The following is a 22,916-nucleotide window of genomic DNA, read 5'->3' on the forward strand; positions in this document are numbered from 1 at the left end:
GGGGGGAAGGCGGGTCGGGCCGACGCCCGTCCCCGCGTTCAGTAGAGATCGAGCCGGGTCATCTTGGCCTCGATCCGGTCCGCGTTGTGGGCGATCTCCAGGATGGCGTCTCGAAGTTCGCCGATCCGCATCCGGTCGCGCACGAACGTCCTCGACATGACGAGCATCGGCGAGCCGAGCACGTAGCGGATCGAGAGGCTGCCGTAGGTCAGTCGACTGTTGAGGGCCAGGGCGTAGCCGTAATAGGAGGGCTCGGCCGGGCCGCAGACGGAGAAGACGGAGAGGTAGCGTTCGCCCTTCCCCTCCTCGCCGTCGTTGACCTCGATCATGACCTCCTGCAGGCGATCACCGGGCTGGGGCATGATCACGCGGAAGGTGTCGCGACTCCCCTGGATGAACGAGACCACCCCCTGCAGGCTCTCGCGGACGATGCTCTCGGTGTCGCGAAGCTGGTGGATCAGCAGGTCCAGTTGCTCGACCATCTCCTCGGCCGAGGCGAACCGTTCGGCCGGCGACTTGGCCAGGCAGCGGCCGATCAGCTCGGCCAGCCGGGGGTGGAGGCCGGGGATCAGGTCGCGGAGATCCGGGGCCGCCTCGCTCTGATGGAGGTTGATCAACGCCCCGATGCGGTCGGCCGTGAACGGGAGACGCCCCGTGAGCAGGTAATAGAACATGACGCCGACGGCGTAGATGTCGGACTGGGGGCTCGCCGGGGTGCCGTTGAACAGCTCCGGGGCCATGAACGTCGGCGTCCCGGCGAGAGGCTGGTTGGCGCCGGTGAGCTTGGCCCGAGTCTGGGCCAGGCCGAAGTCCGCCAGCTTGGCGTTCCCTTCGGCCGTCATGAGGACGTTCGCGGGCTTCACGTCGCGGTGAATGATCCCCGCGTGGTGGGCCGCCCCGAGGGCGAGCAGGACCTGCCGGACCAACCTTGCGGCGCGCTGCGGCTCGAACGGCCCGTCCTTGACGAGCGAGTCGCGCAGGCTCACGCTGCCGGGGACGAACTCCATCTCGATGAAGTGGAAGCCGGCGTCCGATCCCAGGTTGTGGATGGTGACCACCTGAGGGTGCACCAGGTTGGCGGCGGCCCGCGCCTCGGCCCAGAACTGATCCCGGAGCATGGGCCGCCGGGTCACCAGTTCGGGATCGATGATTTTCAATGCGCAGGTGCGCTCCAGGCCCAGGTGCCAGGCCTTGTAGACGCGAGCCATCGAGCCGCGTCCCAGATCTTCCAGGATCCGGTACTGGGAGAGCTTCCGACCGATGAGGTCGTCGTGCCACTCCCGCTCCGAAGCGGGTTCGACCGGCCTCATCACCGGTCGGGAGCCCTTGTGCGGCACGTGAAGCCGCGTGGCTTCCATGTCGAAGGGATTAAGACCCTCGTTCGAGATGGGATCGTCCTCCGGAGACGATGACGAAGCGTCGTCGATCGCGGCCTCGGCCACGGCCGAAGCGGCGAGCACGCGGGGGTCCAGGACCGGCGCGGCGAGGTCCGCACGGGGGCCTTGGTTCATGAGTCCTATCAACCTATTAGCATTCCAAAGGCCTGCAAGGGCAGGCGAACCTATCGCGACGGCCAGGATGAAGTCGAGAACTTCCCTGAAATGCCGACGGGCCTTCCCGTCGACGCCGACCATCGACCCGAGCCTGTCGAGTGCGGACGGTGCGAACTTTTCTTCGCCGTACGGACTTGAATCGAATCAGTGCGTGTAGCGTCTACAACTCATATTGTATTCATGAGTCGGCGTTTTTTCCAGTTCACTCCACAATTCCTATTTTTTCGTCGGATGCGTCGGACTCTGCGCGGCCCGTCGGGATCCGACGCATGGCCTTGCCACCGACGCCGACGGGGCGCCCGCGACGCAATTCACGCCGCGGACGCCCCGCCATGGACGATCGCCGGACTCGCCCCGGAATTCAGGCGTTGTAAGTCGTGGAAGCCGTGGTGCCGCCGCGGCCGGTCCAGTTGGTATGGAAGAACTCGCCGCGCGGCTTGTCGATGCGCTCGTAGGTGTGCGCCCCGAAGTAGTCGCGCTGAGCCTGGAGCAGGTTGGCGGGGAGGTCGGCGGTCCGGTAGCCGTCGAAATATGAGAGGGCCGAGGTCATCGCCGGGACGGGGATACCGTGCAGGATCGCGGCGGCGCAGACCCGGCGCCAGCCTTCCTCGGCGCGGGCGACTTCCTGGCTGAAGAAGGGGTCGATGAGGAGGTTCGTCAGGTTCGGGTCGCGGTCGAACGCCTCCTTGATCCGGCCGAGGAACGCGCTGCGGATGATGCAGCCCCCCCGCCACATCATGGCGACGGCCCCGTTGTTGATCTCCCAGCCCGAATCCTTCGCCATCGCCCGCATCAGGGCGAAGCCCTGTGCGTACGAGATGATCTTGCTGGCGTAGAGCGCCTGCTCGATGTCGTCGACCATCGTCTGGCGGTTGCCGGTGAACGAGGTCGGGTGGACCTTGAGGATCTTCGAGGCCGCGACTCGCTCATCCTTCTGGGAGGAGAGGATTCGGGCGAAGACGGCCTCGGTGATCAGGGTCAGGGGCACCCCCAGGTCGCAGGCCGAGACGACCGTCCACTTACCGGTCCCCTTCTGGCCGGCGGCGTCGAGGATGACGTCGACGGTGGCCTTGCCGGTCTCCTCGTCCTTGTGGGCGAGGATGTCGCGGGTGATCTCGATCAGGTAACTGTCCAGCGGGCCCTTGTTCCAGCGGTCGAAGACGGTGTGCAGGGCGGGCGGCTCCATCCCCAGCAGCTTCCGCATGACGAAGTAGGCTTCGCAGATGAGCTGCATGTCGCCGTACTCGATGCCGTTGTGCACCATCTTGACGTAGTGCCCGGCCCCTTCGGGCCCGACCCAGTCGCAGCAGGGGGTGCCGTCGGGGGCCTTGGCGGCGATGGCCTGGAAAATGGGCTTCACAAGCGGCCAGGCGTCGGGGTTGCCGCCGGGCATGATCGAGGGGCCCTTGAGCGCCCCCTCCTCGCCGCCCGAGACGCCGGCGCCGACGAACAGGATCCCCTTCTCCTTCAGGGCCCGGGTCCGACGGGTCGAGTCGGGGTAGTGCGAGTTGCCGCCGTCGATCAGGACGTCGCCCGGCTCCAGCAAGGGGACCAGCTCGTCGATGACCTGGTCGACCGGCGGGCCCGCCTTGACCATGATCATGATCTTGCGAGGCCGCTTCAGACGAGCGACGAGTTCCTCCACCGAGTGTGCGCCGACGATCGGATGGCCCTGGGCCCGATCGGCGAGGAAGGCGTCGACCTTCGCGGTCGTCCGGTTGTAGACGGCGACCGTGTACCCGTGGCTGGCCATGTTCAGCACGAGGTTCTCGCCCATCACGGCGAGGCCCACGAGGCCGATATCGGCGGTCGGTTGGATGGAGGCCATGTGCGTCGATTCCCAGGGTCTTGCGGACGGCCTTGCGGCCGGGCGGGCGATCAGTCAGGAGAGTTACGGACGTGATTCTACCACAGGCCGCGAGGGTGGCCACCGGCCGCCCCCAACGGCCCGGGGGTCACTTGCGGTAGGTCTGCGGAGTGTAGGCGGGCAGCTTCCGCTCCGCGAGGACGGGGGCGATCCGGGCGAACCGGGGGAGGCCGCCGACGGTCGGCACGCTCGCCCAGTCCTCGCCGATCAGGGGCCGGGCGTAATCCAGGAAGGCGTCGGTCACGTCGATTCGGTTCGGGGCGAGCCATTCCTTCGGGAAGAACCGCTCCGAGTTCGCGACCTTCTCCAGCGGGGCCTTGTCGAACCGGACGTTGTACGCCGAGCCGGACCGGTCCCGCAGGATCGTCGCCATCCAGCCGTTCCCCTCCTTGAGCGCGATCTCGACCGCGTGGCAGCCCACGCCGTAGGCCTCGTCGAGGTCGACCACGCTGGCGTAGGCGATCGCGTTGCGCTGGTCCGTCCCCGGGACCTGCCCGCGAGCCTTGCCGGGGACCGGGAACTTCAGGGTGTTCAGGTAGTTGACCACGATCTGCGCCACCGTCTGCTGGCTGGAGCTGAACTGCACGTGGCCGAAGTTATCGCGGATCGTCCCCAACTCGCCGACGTCGAACCCCTCGCTGACGACGACGATGCAGCGGCCGTCGGACTCCAGCTGGCGGATCACGTTCTCGCCCAGCTGTTCGAGGGTCAGGCCCGACTCGGTGAGATAGATCTGCAGCGGCATCTTCCGCTCGGGGTCGGCCAGTCGGGCGGCGGCGGGGATGTAGCCGATCTTCCGGCCCATCGCCTGAATCACCAGGACCGGGTCGGCGGGCGACGATCCGGCGTTCTCCTCGTTCGCCTGGCTGACGTAATGCGCGAAGTAGCGGGCGACCGAGCCGTAGCCGGGCGAGTGGTCCAGCAGCTGGAACTCGGCGTCGCCCAGGTCATTGTCGATCGTCTTGGGGACGCCGACCGCCACGAGGTCCAGGCCGGCATCGCCCGCCAGGACGCTGATCTTGTGGGCCGTGTCCTGGGAGTCGTTGCCGCCGATGTAGAAGAACGTGCCGACGTCATGGGCCTTGAAGACCTCGACGACGCGGGCGAAGTCCTCGTCCTGCCCCTTCTTGAGCTTGTACCGGCAGGTGCCGATGCTCCCTGCGGCCGGCGAGGTCCGCAGCAGGGCGATCTCCTCGGCGGGCGTCGCCGAGAGGTCGATCAGCTCCTCCTTGAGCACGCCCTCGATGCCGAACCGCCCGCCGTAGACCTTGCCGAAGACCTCGGGACGGCGGCGGCAGGACTCGATAATCCCCCGCAGCGAGTTGTTGATGACGCAGGTCGGCCCGCCGGACTGGGCCACGACGACGTTGCGGGGAGGCATGGCGCGTACGATCCTCTCTCGGGGCGACGGATCCAGGACACCTGCCCGATCGTCGCCCGAACCGATTCCCTCCCGATTCCAACACGCGAATCCCAGATCCACAAGGCCTCGGCGCATCGCCCTCCCGGTTCGCGACCCCGGCCGTTCGTCGCCCGACGGCTCGCGGCCCCTCGCATTCTCGCGTCAGGGGGCCGGGAGAGCGACTCGCGAAACCTCCTCGATCGTCTCGGCGAGGTCGTCCAACTCGGAGGAATCGTCCGGAAGCCTATCGAGATAGGCCCCGACCAGCTCCTCCTCGTCGGCGTGGGGCCGGCCCTTCTCCCGACGGTACAGCTCCCCGGCCAGGGCGATCAGGATCTCCCGATGCCGCCGGCGCTCCGCATGCCGCAACGCCCCCCAGTGCCATCGATCTTCGAGCCGACGGAGGTCCGGCGCCGACAGCATCCATTCCGCAAGCGCCTTCGGGGCGAGCGGTTGCTCCGAGGAAGGCTCGACCGCGTAGAGGAACAGCCCCGAATCCCGGCCCTCGTTCTCAAGCCGTACGCGGACGACGGGCTTCGCGCCGCGACGGTCGGGAGACTCGACGTGGTCGAGCCAGTTCGCGAACGCCAGCCGGAGGATCCGGCGCGTGCGTTCCGGCTCGCGGATCAGGAACCGACGCACCGAATGCGCCCATTGAATCAGGCCGGGCGGCGACGGCTCCCCGAGAATGCGGTCGTTGAAATCGCGATCGTCACCCTGGCCCAGCACGCCATCGGGCCGATCCAGCTCACGCATCGCCAGCAGGTACTCGACCTTGAGCGACGAGGCTTCCCACTCGGGACGAGGTTCGAGGGCGATCGTCTCCTCGATGGCCCGCCGAATGAGTTCGGCGGTCGTCATCCGGTCCGAGGCCCAGGTGGCGATTCGAGCCGGGATCATCCGGCTGTCCTGGTTCGCCACCCCCCGCTCGATCGCCGTCCCGCCCTGCATGAGGTGCGCGAGCATTGCGAGGATCGCCCGATAGCGCTCCCAGGCGCCCCCGCTGTCCCCGGCGTCCTCCAGCCGAGCCGCGTCGAGCATCGCGAGTTGGACGAGCGGCTCCATGTAGAAGCGATCGTAGTGGAAAGTACTCTCGTCCTCGGCCTGGCGAGCCCAGCTCTCGGTCCGCCGGGAGCCCTCCAGGAAAAGGGCGATCGCCTCCCGATTCGACTCCGCCCAGGCGCGCAGCGCCGGGTCGACTTCCGCCCACCGGAGGGTCGGGATCGCGTCGAGCGCCGGCCTCGGGAGCTGCGGTCGCGGGCCTCGACCTTCCATGGCCCGCCGATAGAAGGCGAAGGCGTTCCGGCCGTCAGGGACGCGTCCGGATTCGAACGCCGCGACGTCGAACGGATCGCCCACGTCCGGGAGTCCGATCAGGCAAGTCGCCCGCTTGGCGTAGGCGGCGACCAGCGCCAGGGCGAGCCCCGCGCCGAGCGCCACCGAGACCAGCAGGAGCTGACGCCCACGCCGCATCGCCCATCGTCGCCATCGGGTCGCCACGGCCGGCGGGGACGCCGACCCGCTCTCCGCAGGATCGCCTCTCATGGAATCTCGCTCCGATCACCGGGACCGAGGCCGACAGCCTACGACACTAGTCCAAGGCTATCGCGCCGTTCGTCCCGGGTCGAGGCGTTCGCGTCGACCGAGGCCGATTGCGGCGACGGTCGACGGGGCTGCCCGCCGCGGATGCGGGGCGATCGAGGGCCGGCCGGGCCCCGGGCGAGGCGCCGGCCGACGGGCGGCCCGGCGCGCTTCAGTTGGACTTCCAGGGGGGCTCGCTGGGCAGGAGCGCCTGGAATCGGGCGACCTGGGCGTCCATGTAGGAGCCCGCGTACTCGCCGTTGAGGAACCTGGGGAGCGACTCCTCGAAGAAGCGCTGCCAGGACTCGTCCTCGTGGCCGGGGTCGATCGGGTAGAACAGCACGCCGTTGTCGACGGCCGCCTTCATGTCGCCCGGGGCGTCGCCGATCATGAGGATCTTGTCGAGGTCGTACTTGCCGACGGCCGCGAGCGCCAGGTGTTCCTTCTTGCTCCCCAGCTCCTGGCCGGCGATCAGCCCGACGCAGGATTTCAGGCCGTTCTCCTCCCACTCGCGCTCGAGCGCCTCGCCGGGGGTGGCCGAGACGACCATGACGTCGGCCTTGTCCTGGAGGCATTCCAGGGACTCGCGGACGTAGGGGAACGGCGGGACGTCGTGCACCATCTCGCCGATCGTCCGGTTCACGGCCTCGCTCCAGGCGAGGGCCAGGGCCAGATCGGGGTCGTTCGTCGTCTCGACCTCGTGCTTGAGGGTCGGGTTCGCCAGCTTCGACTCCCGCTGGATCCAGTCGCGGACGCCCTTGAGGGCGGGGACGCGGAACCGTCGGGCGGCGACCTCCGGCCGGGCCGTGACGAGGTCGAACGCCATGACGAGGGCGGGAAAGCGATTGATCCCCCGCCACTTCGAGTAGAGGTTCACGAACTCCGCCGCCTCGCGGACGTACTTCGAGATCGCCGCGAGGTCGTAGGAGTTGATGATATTGGGGATGAAGCATTCCTTGTGCTTCACCTCCATCGTGTCGAAGGCGCACCCGTCGCTGTCCACGCCGACGAAGAACTTGTGCCGCTTCGAGAACTGGCGTAAAGCAAGCTGGGGGTCGCTCGGCGCCGCCATATCCGAATTTCCTTCCGTCCGGGGGACGATGTCTCTAACCGTGTCGCGATGGACGCCCGGCCCCCAGCCTCGCACGCGCGTCGCCGATCTTTGCGGAGAGTTGTAAATCCGCGGCGGACGCGTCGGAACGGGGAGCGGGGCGGCGTATTGTCTTCCACGGATGGTAGCCCCTGAGGGAACGAGCGTCCAGGGGAGCACCGCGTGCCGAACCCGCTTTCAAGACCGAGGTCGTGGCCCGAGCCGAAGGTCGGCGATCGGCCGATTGAGTCAGTGCTGCACGTTTGATACCATAAGACTTACGTTCCATCGAGCGGGCGACGGCTGCGGACGGCAGGCCTCCACGGAGGTCGCCAGGATGGACGAGTCCCTGGGGGGTGGACATCGGCGATGGCGAGCCCTGACAAGATCCGATCGGAAGGCAAGACCCCTGCGGACCTCCTCCCGGTCCTGCAAAGCTCGGGCGTGCTCAGCGATCGCCTGTTCGAGGAGATCGCCAGCCGCGTCGAGCGCGGCGAGTATCCCGCCGAGCCCGCCTCGCTCGCCGAGCGGCTGGTCCGCGATCGCCTGATCACCGCCTACCAGGCGAAACGCCTGTTGGCCAACAAGTCGTACGGCATGCTCGTCGGCCGCTACGTCATCCTCGACCGGATCGGGTCGGGGTCCATGGGACGCGTCTATAAGGCCCACCACCAGATGATGGACCGCGTGGTCGCGCTCAAGATCATCGCCCCGGAGATCGCCAGCAACGAGCGCGTGGTCGCCCGGTTCCAGCGCGAGATGAAGCTGGTGGGGCGGCTGGACCACCCCAATGTCGTCCGGGCCTATGACGCCGATCGGGCCAACCGCGTGCTCTACATCGTGATGGAGTACGTCAACGGCGAGAGCCTCGGCGACCGCCTGCGACGCGGGCCGATCCCGGCGGCCGAGATGATCGAATACGCGGCCCAGGCCGCCCTCGGTCTGGCCCACGCCCACGATCAGGGGATGGTGCATCGGGATATCAAGCCGTCGAACATCCTCCTGAGCGAGGACAAGAAGGTCAAGATCCTCGACCTCGGCCTCGGGGTGCTGATGGAGGCGGACGACGGCGCCACGTTCGCCACGGCCGACGGGATCGCGGTGGGGACCGTCGACTACATGTCCCCCGAACAGGCCCTCGGCCGCGACGTCGACGGCCGCAGCGACCTGTTCAGCCTCGGCTGCTCCATGTACCACCTCATCACCGGCAAACTGGCCTTCCCCGGAGAGTCTCCCATCGACCGCCTCGGGCGTCGGATCAACAACCGGCACGTCCCGATCACCGACCACATCCCCGACTTCCCGGCGAGCGCCCAGCGCGTCCTCGACAAGCTGATGGCCTACAAGCCGCAGGACCGTTTCCAGAACGCCGCCGAGGCCGCCGAGGCGCTCCAGGCCCTCGTCCGCCCTCGTTCCCGCAAGCCCGCGCCCGCCGCCCCCCCCACCCCTCCGGTCCAGCCCGCCGAGGTCCCGGTAGAGGCTGTCGCCGCCCGTCCGCTGGTGAACCTCGCCCCCCTCGCCCCGGCGAAGCCGAGCTACCCGGGATGGTTCGCCCCCCTCGCCTCCGTCGCGGCCGACAGCCCCAATATGCTGCTGACGATGACGCTCGCCGCCTTCGCCCTCACGTTCGCGGCCGGGGCCGTCGCCGGCTATCTGCTGAAGTAGTCGCGTCCCTGCGCCCGAGTTCGACGATCCGGGACCATTGTCCAACTGGCGGATTCCGTCCGTCGGCCTCGTTTCGCGCCTTCATGGAGTTGGGACGGGTGAGACAATCCACAACCGCACGCGGAAAGCGCGCCGAACGAAGCCAATCGCCAGCCAGGATTAACCGTGACATGGCAAGGACTTACGCCAAGAAAATTGGGTTCGCACGCCGCGAACGAACCCAATTCGAGGCTTCAGCGGCCGGCTTCCTTCCGGGCGGCTTCGGGACGCTGGGAGCTGGCGTCGGGAGGATTCTGAAAGAGCGAGGCGAGGGCTTTCGTCAGCTCGGGGTGACGAAAATCATAGCCGAGCTGGAGGGCCTTCCGGGGCACGACCCGCTGGCCCTTGGCGATGACGTCGGCGACCTCGCCGAGGGTCAGGCGGAGCAGGATGTCGGGTGGGCCGAACGGGAGGAAGATCCGCCACGGGGCGTAAGGCTTCCAGAGGGCCCGAGAGAGGGCCCGCGAGAAATCGGCGTTCCGGACGGGGTTCGGGGCGACTCCATTGATCGGGCCGCGCGCCTCCGGATTGCGGAGGGCCAGGTCCAGGATGCCGACGATGTCCTCGATGTGGATCCAGCTCATCCATTGGCGGCCTCGCGCGGGGGCGAGGCCGCCGTTCCCCCCCACCGGGACCCCGGGCCCGATCTTGAACAGGGGCGTCATGATCTTCAACGCCCCGTCGCCGGGCGCCAGGACGACGCCGATCCTCACGACGGCCCGGCGGACGCCCAGGCCGTCGACCGGCGCCGAGGCGTCCTCCCACTCGCGGCAGACGACCGCCAGGAAATCGGACCCGGACGGCGCCCCTTCATCGAGTTCCTGATCCTCGCAGGGCCCGTAGTAGCCGATCGCCGATCCCTGCACCAGCACGCGGGGCCGGACCTTCGCGGCCGCGATCGCCGCGACGACGTGCTCCGTGCCGTAGACCCGGCTGTCGCGGATCTTTCGCTTCACCCCCGCGTTCCAACGCTCGGCGAACACGTTGTGGCCGACGAGGTTGACCACCGCGTCGCAGCCGTCGACCGCCTCTTGCCAGTGCCCGGTGGTGGTCGGGTCGCCCTGGACGACTTCGTACTCGCGAGTCGCCGGGTCGCGGCGCAGCGCATCGGCGCGGCGGGAGACGACGACGGGCGTGTCTCCCGCCGCCAGGAGCCGACGCACCAGATGGCCACCGATGAGCCCGGAACCTCCCGTGATCAAGACGCGCATGGGGATCCTACTCGCAGTCTCGGCCGATGGATTGAACCTGGTACCTGGAGTTCATCGTTCCGGCGCCGGCCGGCGCGGTCAAGCGCCGGAGCCTCGGCGCGTGGGGATTTCCTCGCCGTGAGCATCGCGCGAATTCGCGGTGAACGAGGCCCTGTCCGTGTTGGCCTCAGCACGGGGTTCGTGTTAGGTTCGACGCAGACGACCCCGATGGATCCCCTGGAGTCCTCCCCCGCCATGCCCCGCCGCGTGCTCAAGTGGCTCGACCTCCCCCGCGTTCGCCCCCGCCTCGGCGGCGAGGGCCGCAAGCCCTTGATCCTGGTCAACGGCCTGGCCGAGCAATCCGAGAGCTGGTTCGCCAACGAGCGGAGCCTGGGCCGTCGATTCGACGTCAAGCTGCCGGAGATCCTCGTCTACGGCGGCGACGCCCTCCACCGATGGATCGACGCCGGCCACGACGTCACGGTCGGCTACCTCGCCCGTCGACTCGAATCCTACCTGGACGAGTTCGTCCAGCGCCCCCCATACCACTTCGCGGCGTCGAGCCTGGGCTGCCAGGTCGTGCTGACCTACGCCGTCGCCAATCCGGGGAAGGTGGACCGGCTCGTCCTGATCTGCCCGTCGGGCTTCCACGGCGACGAGAACCTGCCGATGATCGACGGCGTGAGGCGCAGCCGGTACGACAGCCTGGTCGGCTCCGTCTTCCACGAGGCCCGGTTCGCGGACGAACGCCTGGTCGGGGCCTTCGAGCGCAAATTCCAGGACCGTCGCTGGAAGAAGGGGGTCCTGCGGACGCTTCGCGGGACGGTGGGCCATTCCGTGGAACACCTGCTGCACCGGGTCGACGTACCGACCCTCCTGATCTGGGGCGCCGAGGACCAGGTGATCTCGGACGTCCCCGGCTCGATCCGCGCCGGCTCGCGGATCCCGGACGTCCGCCAGGTCGTGATCCCTCGATGCGGACACGCGCCGCAGATCGAAAAATCGAGACTCGTGAATCAGTTGATCGACCGCTTCCTGATCGATCGGCTCCACGCCCTCCCCCGGGCCCTCGACGTGGGACGCTTCCTGAACGCGGCCGCGGGGACTTCCGCGACCCCGCGTCTCGCCGCGACTTCCCCCGCCCTCCCCTCCTGATCGATCCGGCGGACCATGAGCGACTTCACCCTGTTCCTCGGCAAGTTCCTGCGGCAAGGGACCGCGATCGCGAGCCTCGCCCCCAGCAGCCGTTGGCTCTCGCGGGCGACCGTCTCGAACATCGACTGGACGCGCCCCAACGTGGTCGTGGAGCTTGGCGCCGGCACCGGGCCGATCACCCGCGTCCTGGCCGAGCGGGCCGCCGGCCGCAGCCGCATCCTGGTGGTGGAGCGCGACCCCGATTTCGCGAGGATCCTCCGCGATCGGCACGGCGACCATCCCGACGTCGAGGTGGTCGAGGGGGACGTGCGCGACCTGGATGCGATGCTCCGAGATCGGGGCGTCGCGCAGGTCGACCACATCGTCTCCGGGCTGCCGACCCCGTCGTTCCCGAAGGAATCGCAGCTCGACCTCTTCCGGGTCGTGCGGCGGGTCTTGAAACCCGAGGGGTCGTTCAATCAGATCACGGAGATGCCGCTCGTGTATCGGGGGCTCTATCGCCGCTTCTTCGAAGAGGTGCGATTCGTCTTCGAGCCCCGCAACTTCCCCCCGGCCGGGGTCTACCTCTGTCGACGGATCAAGCCGGCGGCCGACCGGTCATGATCGGGGAGTCCTGGCTCCCGGCCCTCGCCGGCTCGGCCCCGGCTAGACGACTGGTCAACGCCGGCTTTCATCTGCATGCAAAGCGTCGTATGGGGCGGCTCGCGAGCCTCGACCCGGTCCGCGAACAGCAGCGGATCCTGCGGCGCCTGGTCGACCACGCTCGGGGCACGCGCTTCGGCCGGGACCATGGGTTCGACGCCATCCGGACGGTCGAGAACTACCAACGACGCGTCCCGATCCGCACCTATGAGTCTCTCTGGGACGAATACCTGCGCGACCGATATCCCGTCTTCGAGGACCTGACCTGGCCCGGCCGAATCCCCTACCTCGCGCTGACGAGCGGAACCACGCAGGGGGCGACCAAGTACATCCCGGTCTCGCGCGAGATGGTCCGCTCGAACCGCAAGGCCGCCCAGACGGTGACGGCCGCCCATCTGGCCTCCCGGCCCGATTCGAAGCTCTTCCTGGGTCGGGTGTTCTTCCTCGGCGGGACGATCAGGCAGGAGGAGCCCGCCCCCGGCGTGCGGCAAGGCGACCTGAGCGGCGTGGCGGCGATCGAGCTTCCTCCGGCGCTCAGGCCCTACACGTTCCCGCCCCTCGACCTGGCGTTGGAGTCGGACTGGGACCGGAAGCTGGCGCGACTGGCCGAACGCAGCCTCGATCGCCGGATCACGCTGGTCAGCGGCGTGCCGAGCTGGCTGCTCATGCTCTTCCGGCGCGTGCTGGAGTTGGCCGACAAATCGACGATCGCCGAGGTCTGGCCGCACCTGGAGATGGTCGTACACGGCGGGGTCAAGTTCGACCCCTACGAGGCCGCTTTCCGCGAGGCGATCGGCTCGGACGCGGTGCGACTCCAGGAGACCTACCCCTGCTCCGAGGGCTTCATCGCGTTCGGAGACGCCGAGACGGGATTGCTCCGGCTCCTCGTCGACCACGGGATCTTTTACGAATTCGTCCCGATCGCCGATTACGACGCGAACCCTGACGCCGCCGACCGCTGCTGGCTGGGCGACGCGAAGATCGGAGTGGACTACGTGCTCGTCGTCTCGACCTGCGCGGGCATGTGGTCCCACGTCATCGGCGACACGATCCGCTTCGAGTCGCTCGACCCTCCCCTGCTCCGCTTCACGGGACGCACCAAGTACTCGCTCTCGGCGTTCGGTGAGCACCTGATTCAGGAGGAAGTCGAGGCCGCGCTCGCCGCAGCCGCCGAGGCCACCGGCTCATCGATCCGGGAATGGCACGTCGGCCCGACGTTCAGCGGAACGCTGGGGTTCCATCAATATGTGATCGAATTCCAGCAGCTTGCGCCGGACCTGTCGCGGTACCGCTCTCTCCTCGACGAGGTCCTGCGGCGACGCAACGCCGACTACGACGCCCACCGCAATCCCGGCTCCGGCATCCCCGCACCGGCGATCCTCGCGGCCCGCCCGGGGGCTTTCGAGGGCTGGATGCGGCGGCGCGGAAAGCTCGGCGGCCAGAACAAGGTCCCGCGCATGGACGCGGGGGGCGCCGCGACGCGGGACCTCGTCGACTACCTCCGCGGCGCGGAACTGGTCGTCGACGAGGTTCGGCCGGGCGATCCCCCCTGATCCCTCACGCGGCGTCCCGGCCCGTCAGGCGGCCTGCTTCTTGTCGGCCACGAGGTCGGCGATCTGGCGGATGGAATCCAGGTGCTCGACGCCCGCCTCGTGGGCCTCGACGGTGATCCCGAACCGCTCCTCAAGGTAGACGACCAGCTTCAGGGTCGTGATCGAGTCGAGGATGCCGCCGGTGATGAGCGGGGTGGAATCGGTCAGCTCGGAGGGATCCTCGCCGGGGAGGAACTCGTTCAGGATGAACGAGTGGACGTCCTTCTGGATATCTTCCATGAAATCCTCTTGTTGAGTCGGGGTGCGGGGAACTTACGGGACGGGGGATTCCTTCGCGGGTCTTCACTCGACGCCCGCCGCGACGACGTCGCCGACGGGCTCGGCCTCGGTCGCGATGCGGGGCGGCGTCTCGGAGCGATGAACGATGATGGTCGTCTCGAAGGCCTCCTGGAGGACCCGGCCTTCCATGTATCGGGGGACGTCCAGGCCGAGCAACGCCAGCGACGTCGGCGCCAGGTCCGGAAGCTGGGCTTCGAGGCGACGGCCCGGCTGGACGCCCGGCGCGTCGATCGCGACGACGCCGTTGAGCCAGTGGGTCGCCGGGAGTCCGGGATCGGGCCGGAGGATCGTGTTGCGGTAACGCTCCGACCACTTGGCCTGGGCCTGATAACCGTCGGCGGAGAGCGCGAAGACGTCGGGCATGCCCTCGCGGGCCGGGTCCACGTCGAGGCGATCGGCCGTCGCGTAGACGTCCGCAAACAGCCTCTCGCCGCGCTCGGGGTCTCGGGCGTCTCGCAGGAGGGCGACGACCTCGTCGAGGGCGCGGTCGGCCGACGCGCCGGAGACGGCGTCGCGGTTCAGGAAGACGTTGCCGCAAAGCTGGCCGAAGGGGGCGAAGGCGAGGGTGCGGCCCCAGTCGCACGAGATCTGGCCGTCGATCGGGCGCACCTTCGCTGGGGCCGACGCGCCCGGCTCGCGCAGGGCCCGCCATCGGCGGAGCCGCTCCAGGACCCGGATCGCGCGATAGCGGAACCGCGTCCCATAGACTCTCGTCCGCTGGAGGCCCGCGGCCCGGAGCATCCCGTTGACGTTGACCAGGGAGCGGCAGGGGCCGAAGCCGTGGTCGGAGGCCACGACGACCGCCGCGTCGCGATCCGCGGCCAGTTCCAGGAGCCGGCCGATCGAGTCGTCGAGCGCCCGGACGCAGCGCTCGACCGCGTCGGTGAAACCGGCCTCACGGAGCCCGGTGTCGTCCACGTCGAAGTAGGGCCACATCCGATGCTGGAGGCTGTCCAGGTTGTGATAGTGGACCATCATCGCGGTCCAGTCGACCTGCTGATCGGCCTTGCCGGCCGCGTCGGCCTGGGCCCGGAAGATCCTCGCGCAGCGGTCGGCCTGCTCGGCGGCCTCCTCGGCCGTGCGAGGGCGTCGCTTCCAAACGAGCTTGTTCGTGTAGTCCGGGACTTCCAGTCGGAGCCGACGGCCGAACTCGGGGCACTGGTCGAAGGCCCGGACGGGGTCGGGGGCGTCGGCACCGGCGACGAACAGGCCGCGGACCGGCGGCGCGGGATAGGTGAGCGGCAGCCCCAGGCTGACCACCGAGCCCCCCAGGCCGCTGACGATCTCCCAGAGGGTCGGCACCCGGACGGTCGTCGCGTCGTGCTCGCGGACCGTCCGGTCCGAGTGGTCCAGGTAGTTGAAGTCGTGGACGCCGTGGGTGAGGGGCGTGCACCCGGTGCTGAACGAAGTCCAGGCCACCGGCGTCACCATGGGGTCGGTCGACCTCAGGTCGCCGACGGCGCAACGTCGCCAGAGGCTCGCCAGGTTCGGCGCCCACCCGCGATCGAAGAGCGGATCGAGGATGGCGCGCGTCCCCCCGTCGAGTCCTACGAAGAGCACGCGCGATGGAATCGTCGCCATGGGCAAGCGCCTCTGCCGCCTCGTCATCCCGCCCGGCATGGTCCCAAGGAATCCGCCGAAATCGCCGTCCTTGCCGATTCGACGGGCCGGAATACGGAATCGAGGCGACGGGACACTAGCTTTTGGGGAATCTTTGGTCAATCTCGACTTTCCATCGAGACCCGCGTCGTTTTCTGCCGATTCCGAAGTCTAGTGTCGCTCGACCGCCGGCATCGGGATCCTCCGTGCGCCGTCGGGCGAGGTCGGACCCGTGTCCCCGTGTCCCCGAGGTGCCAGGCTCATGACCGCACGGACGCCGACAGCCGCCTCCTGCTCGCGCAGGACGATGATGCTCGCGGGGCTGTCCTCCGCCCTCCTGATGGCGGGGCCGGGTTGCGCGGGGAAGCGCCTGCGCAGGGAGGCCGACCGCGTCCCCGTCCGCGGCATGATCGACCCCGAGCAGGCTCGCGAGCTGGACAAGACCACGATGCCGAAATACGTGGTCGAACCGCCCGACGAGCTGGACGTCGCGATCAAGCCCGTGCCGGCCGACTGGAGCCCGGCGTCCTTCGTCGTCCAGTCCGACGGCCTGGTCGACCTTGGCCTCTACGGCGACGTCTACGTGGTCGGCCTGACGCTCGACCAGGTGGAGGAGAAGATCGCCCAGCAGCTCACGCTCGACGCGCTCCGGCGCGGTCAGAAGCCGTCGGAGCCCTATCGGGTGTCGGTCCGCCTGAGCAACTCCCAGAGCAAATACTATTACGTCCTCGGGACGGTGGGCACCGAGGGAAAGTTCCCGATCAAGGGGAATGAGACGGCGCTCGACGCCATCCTTCAGGCGGGGCTCAAGTCCAACAGCTTGCCGGAGAAAGCCTACCTCGTCCGGCCCCACCCGGCCGGCGAGCCCGACCAGGTCCTCCGCATCGATTGGTGCGCGATCAAGGAACGGGGCGACACGCTCACCAACTACCAGCTCTTCCCCGGCGACCGCATCGTGGTCCCCGGCACCCGCCCGCCCAGCCTGATCGCGACCTTGCTGGGCCGCTGAGCGCATGCGAAAGGGCCGGAGGAGCAATCTCCCCCGGCCCTTGAACGTTCAGATCCCGCGCGACGCCGAGTCGACGATCAGACGTCGATCCGCTGCGGCATGTGGAGCACGGCCGTCTTCAGGCCCGCCTTGTACAAGAGGGCGTAGAGCACGAAGCCGACGACGTACGCGGCCACGGGGGCGGCGGGGATCGCCGGGATCGAGGCGAGGGCGGGGAACCGGTCGCCGAGGGCGTTCAATTGGGGCGTTACGCCGACGAGAAAGCCCACGGCCCAGGACACCCAACCGGCCGGGTTGAAGCCGGCGCGCGGACCGCTCCAGCGACGGCCATTCAGCAGGTAGTCGGCGGTCATGGCCCCGCAAATCGGCCCGAAGGACGCCCCGATGATCCCGAAGACGCTGGCTAGCTGACCGGCGTAGCCACTAACGGCAAGGATGATGCTAACGACCGTGCCCACGCCGACCGAGATGACCGGATTGATCCTCGGCATGACCGTCTTGAAGCTGTTGGCCGCGATGAACGAGGAGAAGCAGGCCGACGGAAATGCGGCGATCGGCAGGCCGATCATGATTGCGCGATAGAGGTTCGTTGGAAGCTTGGCCTTGAGGGCGTCGGTCGCCAGGACGATATCTTCGCCGATCGCTCCCGAGGCCCTCGCACCGGCCACGATCAGCAAGGAGGCCGAGGCTGTGATGAGGATCGCGATGATCACTCCCACGACGCCCCCCATCTTGACGTCCCGTGCGTCCCGGCTGTTCGTGCCAAAGTCGACGCCCGCCGCTCCAGCTGTCCCGAAGAATCCGACGATCGCCCCGATGATCCCGAAGAAAGCCGCCTGGGCCCCGCCGGCCGCGGTGACGTCGACCTTGGGCGTATAGCTGAACGCTGAGGCTCCAAAGTAGTAGAGGCCGATCAGCAAGACGGCCAGAGGAATGATCGGCAGGTAGGTGGCGATCCCCGCGACATACTGGATCCCCTTCAGGCCGACGAAAGCCGCAGCGACCGCCCAGAGAACGGCCAGGATGTAGAACATCGTCTCGTCGCCCGCGAATGCCTCGCGGAGTGCCTGCGCCGACCCATAGGCGTTGACGCCCAGCCAGCCGAACTGCAGCGCCCCCATCAGAAACCCCGGCATGATGAGGCCGCCGGTCGAGCCGAAGGTCGACGTTCCCACCACATAGAGGGGCATCCCCGTCTTCATCCCGAGCAGGCCGGGCGACAGGTAGAACAGGAAGTGACAGATTAGCGCCCCGACCGCAATTCCGGCCAGGCTCGCCATGAGCCCACCGACCCCCAGCGTGTTCTTGGACATCTCGTTCCAAAAGATGAACCAGAGGAAGATGCCGGCGAACGTCGGCGCGGTGTTCTTGTACCAGGGCGCCCGATTCGCCATCGGGTTGGGGGTCGCGCTGGCGAGGTAGTCCGGGAGCGGGCTGGAAGCCGGGATCGTTTGTGTGCTCATGGCGTCGTTGGGATCGTCTGGCGAGGAGAGGCGGACGGGGTTGGGACGACGCTGCAGTAGACGACGCCCGGAAAGCGCTGTCAAGGGACTACCCGACGCCCGCCACGATCCCGCGGAGCGGCTGCGGAAAGGCTTAAAATCCCGGCGAGACGCCGCGTTCGAGGGCTCGACGGCACCCTCTGTTCGGCGGCTCCAGACCCCGCTTGAAACGATCCGTCGTCGGGGAACCGGCCCCTTTTCAGGCTCCAGGCCCCTCGACCTGGCCGGAACGGGCGCGGGCGTCGCGTTCGAACCAGTTGTCGTGATAGTAGTGCCCGCCGGCCCGCCAGGCCAGGACGCTCGCGGCGAGGTAGGCCGGCAGGAATGCGATCCCCCAGCGCTCGACCTGGCGAACGTGGACCTGCTCGTGAGGGCGAAGCTCGTCGAGCCACCAGGCGTCATATCCCACGATCACGTGGCCCAGCGTCATGGCGCCGAAGCCGACGCGTCGGGCCATCCAGGTCGCGAAGCCGCCGTGGAACTCCAACGCCCCTTCTCGGATGCGGCCCCGGCCCCCCGTGGCCAAGGTGAGCGCCCCGGCGAGGAGGCCGACGGACGTCGTCGGCGAGGCCCACGCATAGACCACGATTCGGGACGCCAGGCTGCGGGACCTTCTCATCGTCGTGACTCCGGCCGTGTCGGCGGACATGGTAGACTATGGTCCTTCGAACGCGACGACTCAAGGCCCCGCACGCATCGGATTGCGAACCAACGTGAGCCCTCCTCCCACGATCGACGCGAATGCCGCCGCGCTCCCCCCCGTGGTGCGAGCCCAGTCGGACGCCGCAATCCCCCCGCCCCGCAGCTGGGCGGCGACGATCGCCCCGGCGTACCTCGGCGTCCTCGCCTGGTTCCCCCTGCTCGATCGACTGCCGGCCGCGGCGCCGACGGGTGCCGGCGTGCTCGCCCGCTTCGCGAGCGCGTGCCTGGGTCTGATCGGCTGCTACGGGCTGCTCTACCTCCCGCAGGCGATGCTCGGGCTGCGAACGCGTCGGCGGCTGGGGACCCTCGCCGCGGAGGTTTTCGGAGCCGATGGCTCGGAATGGATCGCCGGCATCCTCTACGGGGCTTTCGCGGCCGTCTGGGGATCGGTCGCGATCGCCTATTCGGTCCGGCTGACGCTCGACGGCCTGGTGGTTTGGGGGCTCCTGGGCGCGGATACGTTGCGATCGACGTCCTTGGGCGGGCTCGCCCTGGAAGGGCCGCTCGCCCTCGTCGCGCTGGCATTCTGGACGTTCATCATCGCGTCGGCCAACGGGCTCGGGTTGATGGGGGTTATCACGGCGATGATGAAGGTGTACTCGCCGTTCGCCGCGTGCTTGCTGGTGGGAGCCGCGTTTTGGTCCTGGCTGGCTCCGCACCCCGGGATCGGGCCGGGCGTTCGAGGAGCGTCGATGAGCCTGGAGCCGAGGACCTTCCAGTACGTCTTCTCGGCCTTCGCCTTCGCGGGGGTGTTGGGAGTCGAGTGGGGAGGCGTAGTCCGCGATCGCCGCGACGTGAGGCTCGGCGGCTGGATGGGGATCCTCGTACCGGGAGCGGCGACATGCCTCTCTGCACTGGTGCTGGCTGCCTCGGGGCCTTACGGCTCGATTCGCGACGCCCTCCGCGACGGTCTGGGCGGGGCGATCGGGCCTCGCCCGGCCGGCGGCCTGTTGCTGCTGTTCGGGCTCGCCTCGCTCGCCCCGGCTTGCTACGCCGCGCCGGTGTTCACCGAACGGTTTCGAGGTCACTGGCCCGCGTTGTCGCGATGGAAGGGCGTGGGCGTGGGCTCGCTGCTCCTCTTCCTGCCCGGGGCGACCGGCCTGGCCTGGCGAGTGGAATCGATCGCCACGATCTCAGGAGCGGTTTTCGCGTCGCTGGCCGGCGTCTTGACGGTACTCGGGATACGTCGACGAGGGTCGCGGCCGCTCGCCCGAGGCTTGAAGTGTCCGGGGGTCGCGGCCTGGGGTCTCGGCGTGCTGGTCGGACTCGCCCCCTTGGCGGGTGAGATCGCCGAGGTCGCCTGGTTGCAGACGCTCCAGCCCGCGGCGCTATTGGCCTACCTGACCTCGGGGCTCGCTTCCCTGGCAGCGATCCCGTTCAGCCCGGAGGGATCCTCGATCGGGTCGAGCCCGGCCGCGGTCGCTGAGACGCCTTCATGACGACCGATGGCTTGCCGGGAGAAACTCGGGGCGGCCCGGACGGGGGCACCTTCCGATCGCTCTCGAACCGGAACTACCGGTTGTACATCAGCGGCCAGGGCGTCAGCCTGATCGGCACCTGGCTCCAGGCTGCGGCCGTGCGGTGGCTGGTGTACGAGCAGACGGGGTCGGCCGAACGGCTCGGCGTCATCGAGATGGCGAACCTGATGCCGGGGCTGGTCGTGGGCCTCTTCGCCGGCGCGATCTCGGACCGGGTCGCGCCCCGGGCGATGATCCTGGCGATGGAGGTGGGGCAGATGGCCTGCGCCTTCGTCTTGGCCGGACTGGTCGCGACGGGTGTCATCCAGTTCTGGCAGATGGCCGTGATCCTGGCGACCGCTCGCGTCTGCGTGACGTTCGAGCTGCCCAGCCGCCAGGTGTTTCTCTACGAATTGGTGGGCCCCGAGAGCCTGACCAACGCCATCGCCCTGAACGCCGGGCTGTTCAACGCCACGCGCGTGATCGGCCCGGCGCTGGCGGGGCTGGGATTCGCGATCCTGGGGGCGGCGGGGTGCTTCGCCCTCAACGCCGTCAGCTACCTCGCGGCGATCGGTACCGTCCTGGCGATTCGGATCCCGACGCGGGCCCAGTCGGTATCGGGCCGGGGGGCGGCGCTCGGCGACCTGCTGGCCGGTCTGGATTATCTGCGGAGCGAGCGGGGCCTCTCGGGACACCTGGCCCTGATGGGATTCTTCGGCCTGATGGGGATGGGCTACGAGGCCATGACGCCTGTCTTCGCCAGGACGGTTCTCGGCGTGGGGGTCGGGGGATACAGCCTGCTGCTCGCCAGCGGCGGCGCGGGCGCGACCTTCGGGGCGCTGATGGTGGCGCGGCTGGGGGACGGCGTCCGCAAGGAGCGGATGGTGATCTACGGGATGCTCTGCTTCTCGACGTTCCTGCTGACCGCCTCGCTCTTCCCTCTCTGGTCGTCTCCGGAGTGGCCGTCGCTCGTGAGGCTCGGCCTCGGCGCGGTTTGCCTGTTCGGGGCCTGGTTCGGAGCGGCGTTCTTCTACTCGTCCACCCAAACGCTGATCCAGCTCCGGATCCCGGCACGCCTGCGGGGCCGGATCATGGGGGTCTGGATGGTCGTCTTCTCGGGCTCGGTGCCGCTCGGCGCCCTGTGGACTGGTCGGGCGGCGACGGTCTGGGGCGTCTGTCCCGTCATGGCCTTCTCGGCCGTAGTCTGCCTCGTCGCGGGATTCCTCCTCATCCTGGCCCAGGGGCCGGGACGTCCCGCGTCGGAGGCTGCGTCGGCCTGAGAAACGAAAAACCCCGGGGGTCGCCCGGGGTTCATTCGACTCGTCGCGAGCTTCCGGTCTTTCCGACCGGCGGCCCTGGGCGTCAGCTTCGCTTGCGGCTCTTGTCGCAGGACTCGGCTTCGAGAGCGTCCTTCTTTTCGTTGATGTTCGGGCTCTGCGGCGACATCTCGGCGTTCAGGGCGGTGAAGTCCTTCCACTCCTCGGGGAGGTTGTCCTCGAGGAAGATCGCCTCGACCGGACATTCGGGGACGCAGGCCTCGCAGTCGATGCATTCGTCCGGATGGATGTAAAGCATCTGGGCGCCCTCGTAGAAGCAGTCGACGGGGCAGACCACGACGCAATCCGTGTACTTGCAATCGAAGCAGGGCTCTGCGACGACGTGAGCCATGACCAGACTCCTCAAACGTTCGATCGTATCGATCCAGCCAGGAGTACGCCGGCCGCGCAGCCGCAACCCCTGAAGCGAAGAAAGCAATCTTAGGGTCGTCTCATCGAGGGGTCAAGGGAAGGTGAGGGGGGCACCGGGGCCGAGTCCGCCCCGCCACCTCCGCGATCGCCCCAGCCCTCAAGACTTGACGCGCTTGATGGCCTTGATCGTGATCGGCTTGACCGGGACGTTCTGGAGACCGCCGCGGTCCTGGACCGGCGTCTTGGCGATGGCGTCCACGACGTCCATGCCCTCGACGACCTTGCCGAAGACCGTGTAGCCGCCGCCGTAGGTGTCGAGCGGGGCGTTGTCGGCGTGGTTGATGTAGAACTGGCAGGTGGCCGAGTTCGGGTCGTTCTTCCGGGCCATGGCGACGGTGCCTCGCTTGTTGGAGAGGCCGTTGCTCGACTCGTTCTTGATCGAGGCCCGGACGCCTTCCGACTTCTCGCGGAGCGTGGCGTCGTGGCCGCCGCCCTGGATCATGAAGCCGGAGATGACACGATGGAAGACGAGGCCGTTGTAGAAGCCGTCGTCGGCGTACTTGAGGAAGTTCTCGACGGTGATCGGAGCCTTGGCGGGGTCGAGTTCGAGGACGATGTTGCCCTCGGTGGTCTCGATCTCCACGCGGGGGTTCGCCCCTCCGTCCTGGGCGCCGGCCGGCGTGCTGAACGCCAGGCAGGCCCCGAGGCCGAGGAACATCCCGCAAAGCAAGCTCGTCGAAATCATGGTGCGTCCTGACGTCGTCACGTCGTTCTCTCCGTGTCTGCCTGCACGAAAACGTCGCTCGAGGGCCGGGTCGAGGCCCGAACCTCGCGCGTGAAAAATTCATCACGACACCCTAACACGGCGGCTAACGGCTGTCGA

General features: G+C 68.4%; 19 protein-coding genes. 7 read left to right on the plus strand and 12 right to left on the minus strand.

The features are described from left to right. Positions 1-38 precede the first annotated feature (38 nt). The 5 genes from G6O68_RS06170 to G6O68_RS06190 all read right to left on the minus strand — a co-directional run bounded on the left by G6O68_RS06170 (position 39) and on the right by G6O68_RS06190 (position 7,475). A complete protein-coding gene (locus G6O68_RS06170) occupies positions 39-1,511 on the minus strand; it encodes a serine/threonine-protein kinase (protein ID WP_165245932.1) in 1,473 nt (490 codons plus the stop codon). A 403-nt stretch (positions 1,512-1,914) separates the two neighbouring features. Beyond that, on the minus strand, positions 1,915-3,381 hold the full coding sequence (gene gnd, locus G6O68_RS06175; protein WP_206108027.1) for a decarboxylating NADP(+)-dependent phosphogluconate dehydrogenase: 1,467 nt from the start codon (positions 3,379-3,381) through the stop codon (positions 1,915-1,917). A gap of 127 nt (positions 3,382-3,508) precedes the next feature. After that, entirely contained in the window at positions 3,509-4,801 is a 1,293-nt protein-coding gene (locus G6O68_RS06180; RefSeq protein ID WP_165245934.1) for a diphosphate--fructose-6-phosphate 1-phosphotransferase, read from the minus strand. Positions 4,802-4,984: 183 nt separating this feature from the next. Beyond that, positions 4,985-6,295, minus strand: coding sequence for a hypothetical protein (locus G6O68_RS06185; RefSeq protein ID WP_165245936.1), 1,311 nt, complete (start codon positions 6,293-6,295; stop codon positions 4,985-4,987). A 280-nt stretch (positions 6,296-6,575) separates the two neighbouring features. Beyond that, positions 6,576-7,475, minus strand: coding sequence for an HAD family hydrolase (locus tag G6O68_RS06190; RefSeq protein ID WP_165245938.1), 900 nt, complete (start codon positions 7,473-7,475; stop codon positions 6,576-6,578). A gap of 387 nt (positions 7,476-7,862) precedes the next feature. On the opposite strand from G6O68_RS06190, the gene G6O68_RS33185 reads away from it, so the two are divergent. Beyond that, positions 7,863-9,158, plus strand: a complete 1,296-nt coding sequence (locus G6O68_RS33185; RefSeq protein ID WP_165245940.1) for a serine/threonine-protein kinase — start codon at positions 7,863-7,865, stop codon at positions 9,156-9,158. Positions 9,159-9,391: 233 nt separating this feature from the next. Here the strand turns inward: G6O68_RS33185 and G6O68_RS06200 are convergent, their stop codons facing one another. Beyond that, on the minus strand, positions 9,392-10,408 hold the full coding sequence (locus G6O68_RS06200; protein WP_165245942.1) for a TIGR01777 family oxidoreductase: 1,017 nt from the start codon (positions 10,406-10,408) through the stop codon (positions 9,392-9,394). A gap of 207 nt (positions 10,409-10,615) precedes the next feature. On the opposite strand from G6O68_RS06200, the gene G6O68_RS06205 reads away from it, so the two are divergent. The 3 genes from G6O68_RS06205 to G6O68_RS06215 are packed head-to-tail and all read left to right on the plus strand — an operon-like array spanning position 10,616 to position 13,737. Next, positions 10,616-11,542 carry an alpha/beta fold hydrolase gene (locus G6O68_RS06205; protein ID WP_240911065.1) on the plus strand — a complete coding sequence of 309 codons (927 nt, stop codon included), beginning with the start codon at positions 10,616-10,618 and terminating at the stop codon, positions 11,540-11,542. A 15-nt stretch (positions 11,543-11,557) separates the two neighbouring features. Beyond that, positions 11,558-12,145: an ornithine lipid N-methyltransferase gene (gene olsG / locus G6O68_RS06210; protein ID WP_165245944.1), complete on the plus strand. Its 588-nt coding sequence runs from the start codon at positions 11,558-11,560 to the stop codon at positions 12,143-12,145. Further along, positions 12,142-13,737 (plus strand): GH3 family domain-containing protein, encoded by a 1,596-nt coding sequence (locus G6O68_RS06215; RefSeq protein ID WP_165245946.1) that lies wholly within the window; start codon positions 12,142-12,144, stop codon positions 13,735-13,737. Before olsG ends, G6O68_RS06215 begins: the two co-directional genes overlap by 4 nt. Before the next feature lie 24 nt (positions 13,738-13,761). On the opposite strand, the gene G6O68_RS06220 is transcribed toward G6O68_RS06215, so the two are convergent. Both G6O68_RS06220 and G6O68_RS06225 read right to left on the minus strand, forming a co-directional pair. Beyond that, a complete protein-coding gene (locus tag G6O68_RS06220; RefSeq protein WP_165245948.1) occupies positions 13,762-14,016 on the minus strand; it encodes an acyl carrier protein in 255 nt (84 codons plus the stop codon). Positions 14,017-14,079: 63 nt separating this feature from the next. Beyond that, entirely contained in the window at positions 14,080-15,657 is a 1,578-nt protein-coding gene (locus G6O68_RS06225) for an alkaline phosphatase family protein (RefSeq protein ID WP_165245951.1), read from the minus strand. Positions 15,658-15,937: 280 nt separating this feature from the next. On the opposite strand from G6O68_RS06225, the gene G6O68_RS06230 reads away from it, so the two are divergent. Then, positions 15,938-16,684, plus strand: a complete 747-nt coding sequence (locus tag G6O68_RS06230) for a polysaccharide biosynthesis/export family protein (RefSeq protein WP_240911066.1) — start codon at positions 15,938-15,940, stop codon at positions 16,682-16,684. A 77-nt stretch (positions 16,685-16,761) separates the two neighbouring features. Here G6O68_RS06230 and G6O68_RS06235 read toward each other — a convergent pair whose 3' ends face one another. Continuing rightward, positions 16,762-18,147 (minus strand): cytosine permease, encoded by a 1,386-nt coding sequence (locus tag G6O68_RS06235; RefSeq protein ID WP_165245953.1) that lies wholly within the window; start codon positions 18,145-18,147, stop codon positions 16,762-16,764. 238 nt (positions 18,148-18,385) lie between these two features. Further along, a complete protein-coding gene (locus G6O68_RS06240; protein WP_165245955.1) occupies positions 18,386-18,805 on the minus strand; it encodes a hypothetical protein in 420 nt (139 codons plus the stop codon). 94 nt (positions 18,806-18,899) lie between these two features. Here G6O68_RS06240 and G6O68_RS06245 point away from each other — a divergent pair, with 94 nt between their 5' ends. Then, entirely contained in the window at positions 18,900-20,327 is a 1,428-nt protein-coding gene (locus G6O68_RS06245) for a hypothetical protein (RefSeq protein WP_165245957.1), read from the plus strand. Positions 20,328-20,338: 11 nt separating this feature from the next. After that, complete coding sequence (locus G6O68_RS06250) at positions 20,339-21,625, plus strand: MFS transporter (RefSeq protein ID WP_165245959.1); 1,287 nt, start codon at positions 20,339-20,341, stop codon at positions 21,623-21,625. An 82-nt stretch (positions 21,626-21,707) separates the two neighbouring features. Here the strand turns inward: G6O68_RS06250 and G6O68_RS06255 are convergent, their stop codons facing one another. Beyond that, a complete protein-coding gene (locus tag G6O68_RS06255) occupies positions 21,708-22,013 on the minus strand; it encodes a ferredoxin family protein (RefSeq protein WP_165245961.1) in 306 nt (101 codons plus the stop codon). A 177-nt stretch (positions 22,014-22,190) separates the two neighbouring features. Next, positions 22,191-22,778 carry a peptidylprolyl isomerase gene (locus G6O68_RS06260; RefSeq protein ID WP_165245963.1) on the minus strand — a complete coding sequence of 196 codons (588 nt, stop codon included), beginning with the start codon at positions 22,776-22,778 and terminating at the stop codon, positions 22,191-22,193. Positions 22,779-22,916 lie beyond the last annotated feature (138 nt).

Origin of the sequence: Paludisphaera soli, from assembly GCF_011064595.1 — a bacterium.
Taxonomy (GTDB): domain Bacteria; phylum Planctomycetota; class Planctomycetia; order Isosphaerales; family Isosphaeraceae; genus Paludisphaera; species Paludisphaera soli.

Bases quoted from the DNA above. Each gene is read 5' to 3' on its own strand.
- G6O68_RS06240 (WP_165245955.1), bottom strand. From the start codon at position 18,805: ATGAGAAGGTCCCGCAGCCTGGCGTCCCGAATCGTGGTCTATGCGTGG.
- G6O68_RS06205 (WP_240911065.1), top strand. From the start codon at position 10,616: ATGGATCCCCTGGAGTCCTCCCCCGCCATGCCCCGCCGCGTGCTCAAG.
- G6O68_RS06180 (WP_165245934.1), bottom strand. From the start codon at position 4,801: ATGCCTCCCCGCAACGTCGTCGTGGCCCAGTCCGGCGGGCCGACCTGC.
- olsG (WP_165245944.1), top strand. From the start codon at position 11,558: ATGAGCGACTTCACCCTGTTCCTCGGCAAGTTCCTGCGGCAAGGGACC.
- G6O68_RS33185 (WP_165245940.1), top strand. From the start codon at position 7,863: ATGGCGAGCCCTGACAAGATCCGATCGGAAGGCAAGACCCCTGCGGAC.
- G6O68_RS06230 (WP_240911066.1), top strand. From the start codon at position 15,938: ATGACCGCACGGACGCCGACAGCCGCCTCCTGCTCGCGCAGGACGATG.
- G6O68_RS06200 (WP_165245942.1), bottom strand. From the start codon at position 10,408: ATGCGCGTCTTGATCACGGGAGGTTCCGGGCTCATCGGTGGCCATCTG.
- G6O68_RS06260 (WP_165245963.1), bottom strand. From the start codon at position 22,778: ATGATTTCGACGAGCTTGCTTTGCGGGATGTTCCTCGGCCTCGGGGCC.
- G6O68_RS06190 (WP_165245938.1), bottom strand. From the start codon at position 7,475: ATGGCGGCGCCGAGCGACCCCCAGCTTGCTTTACGCCAGTTCTCGAAG.
- G6O68_RS06170 (WP_165245932.1), bottom strand. From the start codon at position 1,511: ATGAACCAAGGCCCCCGTGCGGACCTCGCCGCGCCGGTCCTGGACCCC.
- G6O68_RS06215 (WP_165245946.1), top strand. From the start codon at position 12,142: ATGATCGGGGAGTCCTGGCTCCCGGCCCTCGCCGGCTCGGCCCCGGCT.
- G6O68_RS06255 (WP_165245961.1), bottom strand. From the start codon at position 22,013: ATGGCTCACGTCGTCGCAGAGCCCTGCTTCGATTGCAAGTACACGGAT.
- G6O68_RS06185 (WP_165245936.1), bottom strand. From the start codon at position 6,295: ATGCGGCGTGGGCGTCAGCTCCTGCTGGTCTCGGTGGCGCTCGGCGCG.
- gnd (WP_206108027.1), bottom strand. From the start codon at position 3,381: ATGGCCTCCATCCAACCGACCGCCGATATCGGCCTCGTGGGCCTCGCC.
- G6O68_RS06225 (WP_165245951.1), bottom strand. From the start codon at position 15,657: ATGGCGACGATTCCATCGCGCGTGCTCTTCGTAGGACTCGACGGGGGG.
- G6O68_RS06235 (WP_165245953.1), bottom strand. From the start codon at position 18,147: ATGAGCACACAAACGATCCCGGCTTCCAGCCCGCTCCCGGACTACCTC.
- G6O68_RS06220 (WP_165245948.1), bottom strand. From the start codon at position 14,016: ATGGAAGATATCCAGAAGGACGTCCACTCGTTCATCCTGAACGAGTTC.